The sequence below is a fragment of the Shewanella sp. SM29 genome (assembly GCF_025654245.1).
Lineage (GTDB): Bacteria > Pseudomonadota > Gammaproteobacteria > Enterobacterales > Shewanellaceae > Shewanella > Shewanella oncorhynchi.
Window position 1 is genome coordinate 1 of the sequence record NZ_JAKKRN010000025.1, and the last position, 15,087, is coordinate 15,087.

12 protein-coding genes and 1 pseudogene are annotated in these 15,087 nt (G+C 44.4%); 9 read left to right on the plus strand and 4 right to left on the minus strand.

Annotated elements, in window-relative coordinates:
- The coding region (locus L5L77_RS16005) for an integrase repeat-containing protein (protein WP_317629715.1) at positions 1 to 568 on the minus strand (568 nt) is incomplete at its 3' end.
- Positions 565 to 1,866, minus strand: coding sequence for a gamma-mobile-trio recombinase GmtY (gene gmtY, locus L5L77_RS16010; protein WP_011920228.1), 1,302 nt, complete (start codon positions 1,864 to 1,866; stop codon positions 565 to 567). The genes gmtY and L5L77_RS16005, both read right to left, overlap by 4 nt.
- Before the next feature lie 137 nt (positions 1,867 to 2,003).
- Here gmtY and L5L77_RS16015 point away from each other — a divergent pair.
- From L5L77_RS16015 to L5L77_RS16025, 3 genes and pseudogenes are all read left to right on the plus strand, one after another.
- Positions 2,004 to 2,366 (plus strand): annotated as a pseudogene (locus L5L77_RS16015) (GreA/GreB family elongation factor); the annotation flags it as partial.
- 162 nt (positions 2,367 to 2,528) lie between these two features.
- Positions 2,529 to 4,892 carry a Tex family protein gene (locus tag L5L77_RS16020; RefSeq protein ID WP_198572413.1) on the plus strand — a complete coding sequence of 788 codons (2,364 nt, stop codon included), beginning with the start codon at positions 2,529 to 2,531 and terminating at the stop codon, positions 4,890 to 4,892.
- 219 nt (positions 4,893 to 5,111) lie between these two features.
- The gene (locus L5L77_RS16025; protein WP_263185110.1) at positions 5,112 to 7,076 is read left to right on the plus strand and encodes an LTA synthase family protein; all 1,965 of its coding nucleotides are present in this window, start codon (positions 5,112 to 5,114) and stop codon (positions 7,074 to 7,076) included.
- 99 nt (positions 7,077 to 7,175) lie between these two features.
- On the opposite strand, the gene L5L77_RS16030 is transcribed toward L5L77_RS16025, so the two are convergent.
- Both L5L77_RS16030 and bioH read right to left on the minus strand, forming a co-directional pair.
- Entirely contained in the window at positions 7,176 to 7,733 is a 558-nt protein-coding gene (locus L5L77_RS16030) for a hypothetical protein (RefSeq protein ID WP_263185111.1), read from the minus strand.
- Between the two features lie 61 nt (positions 7,734 to 7,794).
- Positions 7,795 to 8,589, minus strand: a complete 795-nt coding sequence (gene bioH / locus L5L77_RS16035; RefSeq protein WP_263147398.1) for a pimeloyl-ACP methyl ester esterase BioH — start codon at positions 8,587 to 8,589, stop codon at positions 7,795 to 7,797.
- A 32-nt stretch (positions 8,590 to 8,621) separates the two neighbouring features.
- On the opposite strand from bioH, the gene L5L77_RS16040 reads away from it, so the two are divergent.
- From L5L77_RS16040 to urdA, 6 genes are all read left to right on the plus strand, one after another.
- Positions 8,622 to 9,404: a ComF family protein gene (locus L5L77_RS16040; RefSeq protein WP_263141465.1), complete on the plus strand. Its 783-nt coding sequence runs from the start codon at positions 8,622 to 8,624 to the stop codon at positions 9,402 to 9,404.
- A gap of 176 nt (positions 9,405 to 9,580) precedes the next feature.
- Positions 9,581 to 10,327 carry a helix-turn-helix transcriptional regulator gene (locus tag L5L77_RS16045; protein WP_263185112.1) on the plus strand — a complete coding sequence of 249 codons (747 nt, stop codon included), beginning with the start codon at positions 9,581 to 9,583 and terminating at the stop codon, positions 10,325 to 10,327.
- Positions 10,328 to 10,329: 2 nt separating this feature from the next.
- Positions 10,330 to 11,007, plus strand: coding sequence for a response regulator transcription factor (locus L5L77_RS16050; protein ID WP_263223106.1), 678 nt, complete (start codon positions 10,330 to 10,332; stop codon positions 11,005 to 11,007).
- Entirely contained in the window at positions 10,994 to 12,238 is a 1,245-nt protein-coding gene (locus L5L77_RS16055; protein WP_263223108.1) for a sensor histidine kinase, read from the plus strand. Before L5L77_RS16050 ends, L5L77_RS16055 begins: the two co-directional genes overlap by 14 nt.
- Positions 12,239 to 12,412: 174 nt before the next feature.
- Positions 12,413 to 13,177: an outer membrane protein OmpK gene (locus L5L77_RS16060; RefSeq protein WP_263223110.1), complete on the plus strand. Its 765-nt coding sequence runs from the start codon at positions 12,413 to 12,415 to the stop codon at positions 13,175 to 13,177.
- A gap of 92 nt (positions 13,178 to 13,269) precedes the next feature.
- The gene (gene urdA, locus L5L77_RS16065; RefSeq protein ID WP_263179123.1) at positions 13,270 to 15,018 is read left to right on the plus strand and encodes a urocanate reductase; all 1,749 of its coding nucleotides are present in this window, start codon (positions 13,270 to 13,272) and stop codon (positions 15,016 to 15,018) included.
- The last annotated feature ends 69 nt before the right edge of the window (positions 15,019 to 15,087 follow it).

Here is a 15,087-nt window from a genome sequence, read left to right on the forward strand (position 1 = left end):
GGGCTTGGGTGGCCTGCTGAGCTGCGGCTACAGTGGGATAGAACTTATCTGCTGTCCCTAAAAACTGGGGCCAAGATTGCCAGTCGGCGGAATAGGTTGCACTAGGGCTGCTGGGTAAGCGTGGGTCTTCACGGTAGCGCTGTTGGTAGTTTGGCTGTGAAGTGATGCCAAGTGCTTGGGTGGCCTGCTGAGCTGCGGCTAAAGTGGGATAGAACTTATCTGCTGTCCCTAAAAACTGGGGCCAAGATTGCCAGTCGGCGGAATAGATTACATTAGGGCTGCTGGGTAAGCGTGGGTCTTCACGGTAGCGCTGTTGGTAGTCTGACGGTGAAGTGATGCCAAGGGCTTGGGTGGCCTGCTGAGCTGCGGCTTCAGTGGGATAGAACTTATCTGCTGTCCCTAAAAACTGGGGCCAAGATTGCCAATCGGCGGAATAGGTTGCATTAGGGCTGCTGGGCAAGCGTGGATCTTCACGGTAACGCTGTTGGTATTCTTGGTAAGAGGTGATGCCGAGTGCTTGGACGGATTGCTGTGCTGCGACTAGAGAAGCATAAAAACATTTTTTCATAGGCCTAACTCCCTAGCTTTTTCTCTAATTTCATCGTCTTGAGGTTTTATATACACCAAGCAACTTTCTGGGTTTTTATGGTGCATTGCTTTTTGAATTTCTAATTGAATGAACCCCGAGGTCGCGAGCCTATAACCATACGAGTGTCTGTGAGAGTGTGGACTGGTTCCCTGATGTTTATCCGAATCTAGTCCTATACGTTCTATTGATTTTTGATACTTTTTGATAAAGTTTTTTTTGGATTCGGGTTGCCCTTTGCTGTTGGTAAAAAGATAAGGGTGATCGCCATTTACTCTGACAGATAGATAATCTTTTAGCAGACCAGTAAATTCGACCGCTTTAGTGTAGGGAAATATCATGACATTAAATGAAAGGTTACGAGCAGTAAGCAGTGATCCTTTCCAGCCCGAAAAAAGTCTGTGTGAGCGTGGATATTCATTTCGGGGCTTAAGATGAAACTGTAGATTTAAATAATCGCGACGGTTAGTAAAATTAGGCAATGGACTGGCCCCGTCGCTTGGGTGAAACACTGAAATGATCGTAGCGCCAGTTTTATTATCAATCGCAACATCATGAGTATAGATGTGGAAGCATTCGGATAGTCTTAGGCCACCATAGTGCATAAGCATCACGATGAGTATGCTGCCTAAATCGAATTCTCCTGCAGGTTTTGTAAATCCGTATTGTAAAAATCGTTCAAAGTGCTCGTCTGGAAAACGGGACACGGATTCAATCGAAAGCATATGAGAGGTTGGCGCTTGCACTCTACGACTCATTACAAATTTGTTTGGCGATGGGTGATTTAAGTGGTTTAAAAAGCAGTTCGATTGACGTTTGTAGTAGGCACACCATCGGATTCTTTCTTCTGCCTTAGTTGACCGCCTCAGGGGATTTAAGTTGGGTAATTCGTGCCCATAAATTCCATCAATGTAATCGCAATACAAGTTGATATGACTTAGCAGAGTATTCACATCAGCAACTCTTCGAGGGAACCAGTAAAGGTTTAATTCATCAATTTGTTCGTTGTCTAAAGTTCCAAAGTTTAGGGCATGAACGAAAGATTGGAGCAACTCAGTTGCAGACATGTCTGAATGTTGATGGGCATCAACGAACTTCAAAAGTAGCTGAATTGCAAACGTATTCCGTTCAATCCAAGATTGGGATTTATTTCGTTTTGAGCAAAGAAATCTTAAATGGGAAATGAGCAAGCCATTTTCAGTGAAAAGGGCAGGAAGTTGTATCGCTGTAGTTGCATGAGAGGCGGTAAATGCAACATTGCGCTTTAGAACTGAAGGCATTTTTATACCAACAAATTAATAGTATAAAGTATATAGTTGGGGATTCTTATTTTGTCAAAGTAATAAAGATTAGTAAGAAAAATGATCTCATTGAGAAGATAACGATGTATTTAGTATGATGTTGTTAGGGGAACTAATACACCTACAACAAGCGTTTGTTAAGACAAATTGATGGCCGAGTCAGATACTTAGTTAAGCGGTTAGAAGAATTAAAAATCGTCGATTACTCGCCGCAGCAGGAAGGCAAAATATTCTTTGGCGCTTGGTTTGAGCTTGAAAATGAAGCAGGTGATCGAGTGCGTTATCGGATCGTCGGTAAAGATGAGCTCGATACAAAATTAGGCTATATCACCATCGACTCGCCCATGGCGCGTGCCTTAATCGGCAAGCAAGTGGATGATGAGGTGCTAGTGCAAACGCCATCGGGTCCAAAAGAGTGGTATATCAATCAGATCCGTTATACCCCTTTTGAAACTACTCTCGCCAGCGAGGCGAATTAACCACAGACTTGCCGCTCTTAAAATAGCGGCGGTAGTCACTGGATTGCGGGAAAGATCAAACTCTCTGATTTGACCTAGGCTTTAGCATGAAACATACGGGGCGCCTGTGGTATCTTTGGCGCAATAACGATTTACTTTACAGTTAGGCACGACACTTTATTTATGCAAACTAATGCACATAACATCGCTCTGATTATCGCTCAAGAACTGAATGTTCGTGAGCAACAAGTTGCCGCAACCATCACTCTGCTCGACGATGGCGCGACAGTTCCCTTCGTTGCCCGTTACCGTAAAGAAGCCACAGGCGGTTTAGACGATACACAACTGCGTACCTTGTACACACGTTTAGGTTACCTGCGTGAGCTGAACGACAGACGCCAAGTGATCCTGTCTAGCATCCAAGCTCAGGGTAAGTTAACGCCAGAATTACAATGGGCGATTGACGAGGCAGACAGTAAGACACGCCTCGAAGATTTATACCTGCCCTTCAAACCTAAGCGTCGTACTAAGGGCCAAATCGCTATCGAGGCTGGGCTTGAGCCATTAGCCGATGCATTACTGGCTGATCGTAGCGTAGATGTCGAGACTACAGCGGCAGGCTATATCAATAGCGAAGCGGGTTTTGCCGATGTTAAAGCTGTGCTCGAGGGCGCGCGTTATATCCTGATGGAGCGTTACGCCGAAGACGCTGAATTACTGCGTAAAGTGCGTGAGCATTTAAGCCAAAACAGTGTGTTAGAAAGCCGTTTAATTGCTGGCAAAGAGAAAGACGGCGCGAAGTTCCGCGATTATTTTGAGCATACAGAACAGTTAGCTAAGATCCCATCACACCGTGCACTGGCTATGCTGCGTGGGCGTAATGAAGGTTTCTTAACCTTATCTATGAATGCCGATCCAGCCGCTGAAGCGGGCCAAGGTAGTTACTGCGAAGTGATTATCTGTGATCATTTAGGGCTGAAATTAGGTGATAGCAGCGTTGATCAATGGTTGAAAACTGTGGTGACGGCGACATGGCGTATTAAGATTGCCCTGCAGATGGAAACTGAGTTTATTTCGCAAATGCGCGAACGCGCTGAAGCCGAAGCGATTAAAGTTTTCGCCCGTAATCTAGGTGATTTATTGATGGCCGCTCCTGCGGGCGCGAAAGCCACCATGGGACTCGATCCTGGTTTACGTACCGGTGTTAAAGTCGCTGTGGTCGATAACACGGGTAAGTTGTTGTGCCATGCGACTATTTTCCCACACGCACCGCAAAATCTGTGGGAAAAGTCGATCCGTACTTTGGCTAACTTAGTCAAAATGCATAAGGTTGAGCTGATTGCGATTGGTAACGGCACTGCATCACGGGAAACTGACAAACTGGCTGCTGAGCTGATTGCTGAAGTGAAAGATACCCATCCACATTTGACCAAAGTGATGGTCAGTGAGGCGGGTGCGTCTGTGTATTCTGCATCGGAATTGGCGGCGTTGGAGTTTCCTGATCTTGATGTGTCGATTCGTGGCGCTGTGTCTATCGCCCGCCGCTTGCAAGATCCATTAGCCGAATTGGTGAAGATTGAGCCTAAGTCTATCGGTGTCGGTCAATACCAACACGACGTGAGTCAAAGCCAATTATCGGGTTCGCTGGAAGCCGTGGTGGAAGATTGTGTAAACGGCGTGGGTGTAGATCTCAACATGGCCTCTGTGCCGTTATTGTCACAAGTGGCAGGTTTAAATAAGACGTTAGCGAAAAACGTGGTCGATTATCGCGATGCCAATGGTCAGTTTAAGAATCGTAAAGAGCTGCTGAAAGTGCCGCGTTTAGGGCCTAAAGCCTACGAGCAAGCGGCGGGCTTTTTGCGTATTCGAGAAGGGGACAATCCACTCGATGCCTCGTCTGTGCATCCAGAGGCTTATTCGCTAGTGGAAACTATCGCTAAGACTAAGCAAGTAGAGTTGGCGAGCCTGATGGGTAACTCAGATTTGCTGCGCAGCATCAAGGCTGAAGAGTTTATTACGGCGGAATTTGGCCTGCCGACGGTCACGGATATTTTAGCCGAACTGGATAAACCAGGACGCGATCCCCGCGGTGAGTTCAAAACTGCCAAGTTTAAAGATGGTGTTGAAGAACTTAAACATCTGAAACCTGAAATGGTACTCGAAGGCGTAGTGACCAACGTGACTAATTTTGGTGCCTTCGTTGATATTGGCGTACATCAAGATGGGCTCGTGCATATCTCTTCTCTAACCGACAAGTTCATCAGCGACCCGCACACTGTGGTGAAAGCGGGAGATGTGGTGAAAGTCAAAGTGATGGAAGTTGACGTTGAGCGCCGCCGCATCGGTTTGAGCATGCGTTTGGATGAAGCTATCGACCAGAGCAAGCCACAGCAAAGACCACACAATCCTGCCAGAACTAATCATGGTAAAACACCGCAGTCAGCGAAACCGGCTGCGCGTCCTGCGCAAAAGCAAGCACCTAAAGCGCCAGCAAACGCGGCCATGGGCAATGCCTTTGCCGATGCCTTCGCTAAGCTGAAAAAGTAGACGCTGTAATGTAAATACTCGGACATACGTCATGTCCGAGTCGACTTTTTAACCTGTTACTCACAAAATTGTTGCATAAATGTCGTCTTAGGGAATATAAAGTCGGCATTTAATGCAACGTTAAGCAAAATCGGTTGTCATAGCACAGCTTATTCACCGATTTTTCAATATTGACACTCCAAAGCAGAGTGGCTCTTTTTACACGTTTTGGGGTAACACATGCAATCTGGTTTATCACCTCGCGGGCGAAACAATGCCCATGGGCCTTTTCGCGCCATCTTTATCTTTTCGTTATTAGTGCTTTTCATTGCCACCGCGAGCCGTATCGCTTTAGGGCTGTGGCAAGCCGATCGCGTGGCCGCTGTTGATGGTTGGTCGCATCTCTTAATCCAAGGTTTACGCGTCGATATTGCAACTCTGTGCTGGTTATGGGGTATTGCTGCCTTAGGAACCGCATTATTTTCAGGTGATCATTTTATTGGCCGTCTATGGCAGCCGATTTTACGGGTGTGGTTAACCGTCGGTCTGTGGATCATGCTGTTTTTAGAAGCATCGACCCCCGCTTTTATTGAAGAATACGGTTTTCGTCCGAATCGTTTGTATGTGGAATATCTGATCTACCCGAAAGAAGTGCTTTCTATGCTGTGGGCGGGTCGTAAGCTTGAGCTTATTTTCTCAATATTATTAACCATAGGTACACTCTGGGGCGGTTGGGTTCTCAGCGGTAAACTGACGAGAAACCTGCGCTTTCCACGCTGGTATTGGCGTCCAGTATTAGCGTTAATCGTTATCGCAATTACGATATTAGGTGCCCGTTCAACCTTGGGTCATCGTCCGCTTAACCCCGCTCTGGTGGCCTTTGCTGACGATCCATTAGTGAACTCTTTAGTGATTAACTCTGCTTATTCCTTGGTGTTTGCCATCAAGCAGATGGATAGTGAAGAAGATGCTTCTAAAGTGTATGGCAAGCTAGATAACGCGGAGGTTATTGCAACGATTAGGCTGGAAAGTGGTCGCCCTGAAAGTGCCTTTACTTCAACGGATATCCCATCACTGAGCTTTAACCAAGCCAGTTATACTGGTAAGCCAAAGAACTTAGTGATCCTACTGCAAGAGAGCTTAGGCGCCCGTTTTGTCGGTAGTTTAGGTGGGTTACCCCTGACACCGAATATCGATGCCTTGTCTAAAGAAGGTTGGTATTTCGATAACTTGTACGCTACTGGTACACGATCTGTACGCGGAATCGAAGCCGTGACAACAGGTTTTACGCCAACGCCAGCTCGTGCTGTGGTGAAGCTAGGTAAGAGCCAAGTTGGCTTTTTCAGTATTGCTGAATTACTTAAAAATCATGGTTATACAACGCAGTTTATTTATGGTGGTGAGAGCCATTTCGACAATATGCGTAGCTTCTTCTTGGGCAACGGCTTTAGTGACATCATAGATCAGAAAGATTACAAATCTCCGGCCTTCGTGGGTTCGTGGGGCGCGTCAGACGAAGATTTAATGCGCAAGGCGAACAGTGAGTTTGAGCGTCTGCATAGCGAAGGTAAGCCTTTCTTTAGTTTGGTGTTTAGTTCGAGTAACCATGATCCATTTGAATTCCCAGATGATCGTATCGAACTTTATGAACAACCTAAGCAAACTCGCAATAATGCGGCGAAATATGCCGACTATGCGGTTGGTGAGTTTTTCAAATTGGCGAAAAACGCGGACTATTGGAAAGATACGATTTTTATTGTAGTTGCCGACCATGACAGTCGAGTGGGTGGTGCGGATCTGGTGCCAGTGTCACGTTTTCGTATTCCGGGATTAATTCTTGGGGATAATGTTGCACCAAAACGCGATCATCGTATTGTGAGCCAGATTGATTTACCGCCAACACTGTTATCATTGATTGGTATTTCAGATTCTTATCCTATGCTGGGCCGAGATTTAACCCAAGTGAGTGATGATTGGCCGGGGCGCGCGTTAATGCAATACGATAAAAACTTTGCACTGATGGAAGGCAAAGAGGTTGTGATCCTGCAGCCAGAAAAAGCGGCTCAAGGTTTCGAGTATAACGAAAAAACCGAGCAGTTAACGCCTCATCCACCCGCAGCTGCCGCGCTAGAGAAGAAAGCCTTAAGTTGGGCATTGTGGGGCAGTTTGGCCTACCAGCAAGAGCTGTATCGTTTGCCTAAATAAGCGTTAAACAGAATGGAAAATGCCGCTATTTTTAGCGGCATTTTTGTTTATCATTCAGGTTAATTTTGTGCGCAAACGGATTCATACGATTGGAATAGGTTAAATCCACGTCGACATAATAGATTCTTGCTCTGGCTGAGTCTGTTGTTGATAGAACTGACCAATGCGCTGCCCAAGTTGTTGATAAAATTGACTCGATTCGCCTTGAAGCGATTGCCTTGCCGTACTGCTGGTATTCGCTTTAGCGCTACTACTGGCATAACTTGTTGCACCTTGACTGACCTTTAAGCGTATATCCTTACGTTGCAGCGCCGCTTGGCCTCTTGCTGCAATTTTTAGCGTTTTAGGTAAAACACGCTCGGTCACTACAAGGGGCGCTTTTTTCTCTTGCTGTTGTTGGTTCTGTTGCTGTGAGGATTGCTGTTGCTGCTGTTTTTCTTGAACTTGCTGCTGATTATGCTCGAGCGTTTTTGCCTGTTGTTGAGCTTGATCCGCAGTGCGTTCATTCTGTGGATTAAAGGCGCGTTCTTCGTGACCTTTAGTTGCCGCTTGTGGTGGGATGACCACAGGTTTCAGTTGGTTGTCGACCCGAGCCGAGTCCGTCGCGACATTACTGGTCGCTAGCGGGACTTGGGGGTAGTTACTGACAACTAACATGGAAAATTCCTTGGCACATTAATGGTTAAATACTAGTCATTAATCGCTCAAAGATAAAGCGTTAACGTGTCTGTAACGTTAACCAAGGCATAAATACCTGCAAAAACTCCTGCTGATGGGAAATAAAGGGCGCGTGAGAGGCTTTGGCGAGCATCACATCCACACTTTGAGCTGTGATGGGCATTTTAGGTGGTACGCGTTTGGGCACTAGCCCGTCGAGTCGGCCCCAGATCCTTAGCCAAGGTTGTTGCAACTCTATCAGTTGCTGCCTTAAGTCGACGTCGGTTAGCATATTTAGGCCTTGAGTTAAGGCTCTGGTATTGGGTAAAGGACGTGCGAGGACAAGATCGCGCAGTTGTTTGATATCTTCCTTGGCGGTTTCGCTACCCATGGCTTGAATCGCCAGAAATCTCTCTATAGTTTTAGGTAAATTTTGGCCGAGTTGTTCTCTAAATTGATTAAGGACTTGTGGCGGAATGCCCGGCCATGCTTCGTCTTCCCTTGCCATAAAGCAAGGGGATGAGGCAATAGTAATCAAGCCTTTGATTTTTTGTGGATAACTTAACGCTGCCTGAGTCGCAACGAGCCCACCGAGTGACCAGCCGGCCCAAATAGCGTGTTCAGGTAATGCAGCGACTAAGGTATCGACCCAGGTTGATAGGCCACCTTCAACCATTTGGCTATGGCCGAAGCCCGGCAAGTCTACATAGTGCACCCTATACTGAGACAGTGACTCATGTAATGGCGTAAACACAGCGCTATTCACTCCCCAACCGTGAAGCATCACCAGATCTGGCCCTTGGCCGCTGATTTCAATATGCAAATTTGCTTGGTTTGTGGATGTGACTTGGCTCACTTGAGTGCCTCAAAAATGGATTAGGTGAATGTATGCCGCACTTTGTCAAAAGGATTTGGCCGCAATCTGCTTTACGGATAATGCGTTTAGGCTATCAACTCGGTACAAGGTGGTTGGCGGGCAGTTTACCTAACCGTTGCCTGCTGTGCCACCAATCCATATCACTTCCCGAGACTGGCATTTGCGCCGTTTGTCTTCAATCTGGCTTATATCATGGGCCTATTTGCTTAGGTTGCGGTAAGTCGATGCAAATAGAAGTCGATTATTGCGGTGAATGCCAAAAGCGCCAGCCACGTAAAGTCATTGCGCCTTGTAGTTATCATCAAGGTTTGGGTGCTTGGGTTGGTGCGATTAAATATCAAGGTCAACTTGCCGCTTTGCCCGTGCTGTGTAGCGCCTTAGTGGCACGCATTAAGGTATTAGAACAGCAAGGATTAATCTCGCTGCCTCAAGCGATAGTGCCAGTCCCATTGCATCCAAAACGCTTACAACAACGGGGATTTAATCAGGCGTGGTTAATTGCCCATGAGTTATCACAGCTCTTGCAACTGCCGTTAGTGAGCGAAGGGTTAACGCGCCAACAAGACACTCGATCGCAGGCGGGGCTTTCGGGTGCACAGCGACGACGCAACTTACATGATGCCTTTATGTTAGCGGATGATTTTGCGTTCCAGCGTGTTGCATTGGTGGATGATGTGGTGACCACCGGCACTACAGTCTCTGAAATTGCTCGCTTATTCGAAGCGCGTTATGTGCATGTTCAAGTATGGTGTTTGGCAAGGGCAGAGGCGCCAGGCTTGTTGGATGATATTTAAAAAGGTTAAAAGCATTGCTCCATTATATCTTTGTGTATGTCAAAATTATGTCAAAAATACTGCGTAAAAATGAATAAGTTTTAATTTTGCGACAAGATGTAAGTATCTGTATCAATGGGTTTTGTTTATTTTTGTATTGAGATACCTTTCTATGTTATTTCGTTTGGAGGGTATTTATGGACGCTAAACTGGCGCGATCAAATGCAGATACGGCATCAACGCTGAAGGACGTTATTCAGGCGATAAACTACTCTTTGAAGCTACATGGTTTTTGTGGTTTCTGGTTTCAAGGAGTCCCTCATTGCGCGTATGAAAACTATCACTTTCCAAAAGAAACCAATCTGTTCTCACAAGCTTCGCTGCGTAAACCTAATGCCAGCGTAGCTTCATCACCTGTAGTTGCTGAACTGCAGCGTTTTTATCTAAGTCAGGTTGCCGCTAATGATTTTAATTTTGGTTTTTCGTTAGATACTTCAAAATCTTATATGTATCGCTTGTCGTGTGATAAAGGTGATAAAGCTAGCCTACTTTTTAGTAAGCATCATATTCAAACCGTATTAAGTTGGCCCGTTACATGTCATAGCAATCGACATTGGGCGGGTCGTTTTATATTGCTGAGTCATCTGAGTGATTCAGACATCCTATTAACGGGTTTGAGTGCAACCTTAAAAGAGGCTCAAAACAAGCTATTTGAATGTAATAAACAATTGTTCAATCCATTTCTACAAAGCTCTCTGCTTAAAGATAATGCGAGAGATATCCTACTTATGGTCGCAAACGGTCTTCAAAACGACGAAATTTCAACTCAGCTCCCGATAAGTGTCAGAGGAGTTGAATATCATATGGAATCCATGCGTAAGAAATTTGGGGCTACAAATAGAGCAAATTTAATCCATTTAGCCCATCAATATGAGTTGATCTAAATATGTTGATATTACTGGTTGAAGATAATCGACTTCTTTCTAACAACATCATTCAATATCTTGAATTGAGTGGTATAGAGTGTGATTACGCTTTCAACCTGGCACAAGCGGATATGCTCATTAGTCAGCAGCAGTTCGACGCTATTATTCTCGATCTAAATTTGCCGGATGGTGATGGGATTGAAGCGTGTGAACGCTGGAAAGGACAGTGCATTACCTCACCAGTAATCATGTTAACTGCACGTAGTAGTCTGAATGATCGCTTGAGTGGGTTTGCTGTGGGCGCGGACGATTATTTAGTAAAACCCTTTGCAATGGAGGAACTGGTCGCGCGATTGAAGGTGGTTGCTCAGCGTCGTCCCGCGCCCCAAAGGTTGACTATTGGCGACCTAGAAATCGATTTTGCAAACCACATGGTGTATCGGCAAGGGCAACTGCTGGCTTTGTCTAAAACCGGATGGCAGATCTTGGCTTTATTAGCTAGGCGTAGTCCAGAAACGGTGAGTAGAGAAGAGATTGAGCGAATGCTTTGGCCCGACAGCGCACCTGATAGTGACAGCTTGCGCAGCCATATTCATCTTTTGCGTCGAGTGATCGATCGCCCCTTTGAACGGCAAATATTACATACGATTCGTGGCGTTGGTTTAAGCCTTAGAGATGATATCAATGCAAGCGCCTAAACTTAGCCTCAAGCGTAGCTATCAAGTGTGGGGAGTTATTTTTCTATTAATAACCTTAGGCGTGAATAGTTTTATCCCGCTTTGCATGATGTGTGCAGGTATGATTTCTATGCATGAGGTCACAATGCACAATGCAGGGCAAGCGGCAGAAGCATTACTGAAGATGGCGGAGCCAACTCAGCAATCATTACTTCATCAACCACTTCTAAAAACCGATAACTTAACTGTCTATCCTCATTGGCTAGATATTCCGCTGCAAATTCGTGAGTTAAGTAACAATGAAGTCTTAACTGATGCGAGCAAAATTCACTATGAGCATGCAGAAGGTCCCATTGTTAACGCGTTAAGTGTGTACTACACCCAAACTGGCCAGCCGCTCTACGTTTGGCTGCAGTTTAGTGTTACCCATGATTTGCAATTTGCCCCTAAAAATATGACGGCGATCTTGCTGCTTGTCTTGATAACCTTTTGTGCCAGTGCAAGTTTAGCGTTTTATATGCAAAGCAAAGTGATTACGCCTGTTCATCAAATTAGTCATGCGATTAAACAACATGATTGGGAAGGAGGAGGAAAACTGAGTTTACCAGAACAAGAATATGCTGAATTAAAGGCAATTGTTGATGCTTTAGATAACTCGATTTTACAACTTCAGGAGGCTCAGCAGCGAGAACTCAATTTTTTACGCTTTGCTAGCCATGAGTTACGTACGCCAGTCGCCATATGCCAATCTTCATTTGAAATCCTCGCATTACAACAAGGTGAGCTTACGGGGGCAACTCTGTATGCTTCCCAAGCGACCAATCAAATGAAGTCACTCATTGAAACCCTACTATGGTTAACTAATAAAGAGTGTTCAAACCTAGAAAAGGAAAACGTAGCATTATCGCCTTTACTTGCCAGTATTATCGAGGAGCAGCAACGGGTACATGGTTATGAGCAAAAAATTCAATTATTGTGTGACGATACTTGCTTGCCCGTCCAGCTTCATCCGCTAAAAATAATCTTAAGCAATTTATTAAGGAATAGTATTGAGCATGGTGGGATGGATATTCGCATTACTCAAGATGCTTGTTGTATAGAAATAACCAATTCCTACAATAGTAAGGGCCGTCATGGATTTGGTTTAGGGCTTTTACTGGTGAAACGTCTCGCTAATCAACTGGGTTGGATTTTTACTAGCTCATCTGCAAATAATTTATTTACAGCTAGGCTGGTCATATCTAATAACTAAAGAATGGGAACTATAGATTTACTGCATTAAACCACACACTTTTAAAATGCAAAAGCGCCGTTGGGCTTAGATCACATAGTCATCATGCTATTCGTAGTAACTTTATTATATAAAGTTTACTGGTCGAGAAGTATTTTAAAATACTTCCTAGAATACATGGTTGAGAGGGGCTCTATGTGTAAAAAAAGTGTGGCATCTATTTTAGTCAGTGCAATTATTTTTAGTGGTTCAGTATATGCTGATGTGAATAAAACGAGCGTGGATTTAGGTTATAAGTTTTATACTAGTGCCGCAAAAAATGATAACCCGGGTGTTTTTAATCAACCTTTTGTAAAGTTGAATCATTTAGGTATTGCTGATTGGGGTACTTACTTTGCTAATCTTAAGCTCGAAAACCCTGCTGAAATCGCGGAAAATCAGAAGAACCTTGATGGTAAAACTACCATTAAGTCATTATTGATACTTGAAAATAAGCTGGGAGAGTCGCAGTTCAACTTCTGGACTCAGAACTTTATCTCTGCGAGTGAAACGCTAGTTGAAGATAATCTTTACTTAGGTATTACCCATAATGCAAAAATTCAAAATTTATCAGTAAACTATGGTGTCGGTTTAAATTATACCATTGGTAGCTTTTCCCCCACATCAGAGAAGTTTAATGATCTGTCAGGTTATGCCGTGGTTTTAAATGCAAAGTACCCATTTGAGTTGCTAGGGTTAAAACATAGTTTAAGTTTGAATTATGAAGCACAAATTGATAGGGATGCAGCGCATCAAGCATTATTTTCATATGACAGCTATGGCCATCAGATAATTACAACATTACAAACAAGCCTCACGGATTCAATATTTTCAAAGTTATATATCACTCATTATGATAGCTGGGGTTCGCAATATAATGATGGGGTTGAATACGGTATATCTGTTGGTTATCAGTTTTAACGGTTTATCAAATAGGTTGAAATTTTGATAAGTAGAATCTCATTTAATTTGGTGCTGTTCTAAATTTTATCAAAAATAATAAGGGAATTGTAATGCATTATAAAAAATCCATTATTGGTATTGCTGCAACGGCAACAGCAATTATTGTCGGCTGTCAAGTTACCCATCAAATAGTAAAAAGCCAGGGAACCGCTCAAGGCAAGCATGGCGAAGTGCAGGTCGAAACCACATTCAAAGACGGACACATTGTGGCGATTGATGTACTAAAGCAAAAGGAAAATAAGGTCCTTGCTGGTGCCGTATTTAAAGATGTGAAACAGGCGATTATTGATAATAACTCTATCGAGGTTGACGGTATTGCAGGCGCAACCGTAACGTCTAAAGCGCTTAAAGAAGCCGTGGGTAAAAGTATTGAAGCCGCAGGTGTTACGTTAGTTGCTGTCGCTTCAGCTAAAAAAAATGAAGCATTAACACCAGCAGAATATACCTATGATGTGGTGATTATTGGCTCGGGTGGTGCAGGTTTCAGTGCTGGTTTAGAGGCTATGACTGCGGGACGAAGTGCAGTGATTATTGAAAAGATGCCTATTATCGGCGGTAATTCTTTGATTTCTGGCGCTGAGATGAATGTGGCCGGTAGTTGGGTGCAAAAAAATATGGGAGTGACCGATAGCAAAGAGCTGTTTATTAGCGACACGCTAAAAGGCGGCGATTTCAAAGGTGACTCTGAAATGGTTAAGACCATGGTCGATAATGCGGTTGATGCTGCGGAGTGGTTAAGGGATTACGTCAAAGTAGAATTTTACCCAGATCAATTATTTCAGTTTGGTGGACACAGCGTGAAACGGGCGCTAATCCCTAAAGGTCATACCGGAGCAGAGGTGATCAGCAAGTTTTCTATTAAAGCTGAAGAAGTGGGCTTACCAATTCATACCAACACTAAGGCTGAAAAGTTAATTCAAGATCAAACGGGCCGAATTGTGGGTGTAGAAGCGACTCATAATGGCAAAACGGTAACCTACTATGCAAAACGCGGTGTTGTGATTGCCACGGGTGGCTTCTCGTCTAACATGGAAATGCGTAAAAAATATAACCCAGAGTTAGATGAACGATATGGCAGCACTGGTCATTCAGGTGGTACTGGTGACGGTATTGTGATGGCAGAAAAAATACATGCAGTAGCTAAAAATATGGGATATATCCAGTCATATCCTATTTGTAGCCCAACCTCGGGTGCAATTGCCTTGATTGCAGACTCTCGCTTCTTTGGTGCGGTGTTAATCAACCAGAAGGGTGAGCGCTTTGTTGAAGAATTGGAACGCCGAGATGTGATTTCACAGGCCATTCTAGCCCAACCAGGCCGTTATACTTATGTTCTCTGGAACCAAGCTATTGAAGATGTTGCCCATACTGTTGAAATGCATCAAGGTGAACTGAAGGAATTCACAAAAGACGGGCTAATGTATAAGGTCGACACCCTAGAAGAAGCCGCTAAAGTCTTTAATATTCCTGAAGACAAGTTGTTATCAACGATTAAAGACGTTAATCGTTATGCCGTAACAGGAAAGGATGAAGCCTTTAATCATCGCTCAGGATTGGTTGATTTAAGTAAAGGACCTTATTGGATTTTAAAAGCGACACCTTCTGTGCACCATACAATGGGTGGCCTTGCGGTTGATACACGTACTCGTGTACTTGATGAACAAGGAAAGGTGATTCCGGGCTTGTTTGCTGCGGGTGAAGTGACTGGTTTAACCCATGGAACCAATCGACTCGGTGGAAATGCTTACACTGATATCATTGTCTTTGGTCGTATCGCTGGACAAGAAGCGGCTAAATAGTTTGTATTTTATGTCTGGCTTAAAGCGACCCAATTGGGTCGCTTTTGTTTGTAAATGATGCAGTTCACT

Bases quoted from the DNA above. Each gene is read 5' to 3' on its own strand.
- gmtY (WP_011920228.1), bottom strand. From the start codon at position 1,866: ATGCCTTCAGTTCTAAAGCGCAATGTTGCATTTACCGCCTCTCATGCA.
- L5L77_RS16020 (WP_198572413.1), top strand. From the start codon at position 2,529: ATGCAAACTAATGCACATAACATCGCTCTGATTATCGCTCAAGAACTG.
- L5L77_RS16025 (WP_263185110.1), top strand. From the start codon at position 5,112: ATGCAATCTGGTTTATCACCTCGCGGGCGAAACAATGCCCATGGGCCT.
- L5L77_RS16030 (WP_263185111.1), bottom strand. From the start codon at position 7,733: ATGTTAGTTGTCAGTAACTACCCCCAAGTCCCGCTAGCGACCAGTAAT.
- L5L77_RS16040 (WP_263141465.1), top strand. From the start codon at position 8,622: ATGCCGCACTTTGTCAAAAGGATTTGGCCGCAATCTGCTTTACGGATA.
- L5L77_RS16045 (WP_263185112.1), top strand. From the start codon at position 9,581: ATGGACGCTAAACTGGCGCGATCAAATGCAGATACGGCATCAACGCTG.
- L5L77_RS16050 (WP_263223106.1), top strand. From the start codon at position 10,330: ATGTTGATATTACTGGTTGAAGATAATCGACTTCTTTCTAACAACATC.
- L5L77_RS16055 (WP_263223108.1), top strand. From the start codon at position 10,994: ATGCAAGCGCCTAAACTTAGCCTCAAGCGTAGCTATCAAGTGTGGGGA.
- L5L77_RS16060 (WP_263223110.1), top strand. From the start codon at position 12,413: ATGTGTAAAAAAAGTGTGGCATCTATTTTAGTCAGTGCAATTATTTTT.
- urdA (WP_263179123.1), top strand. From the start codon at position 13,270: ATGCATTATAAAAAATCCATTATTGGTATTGCTGCAACGGCAACAGCA.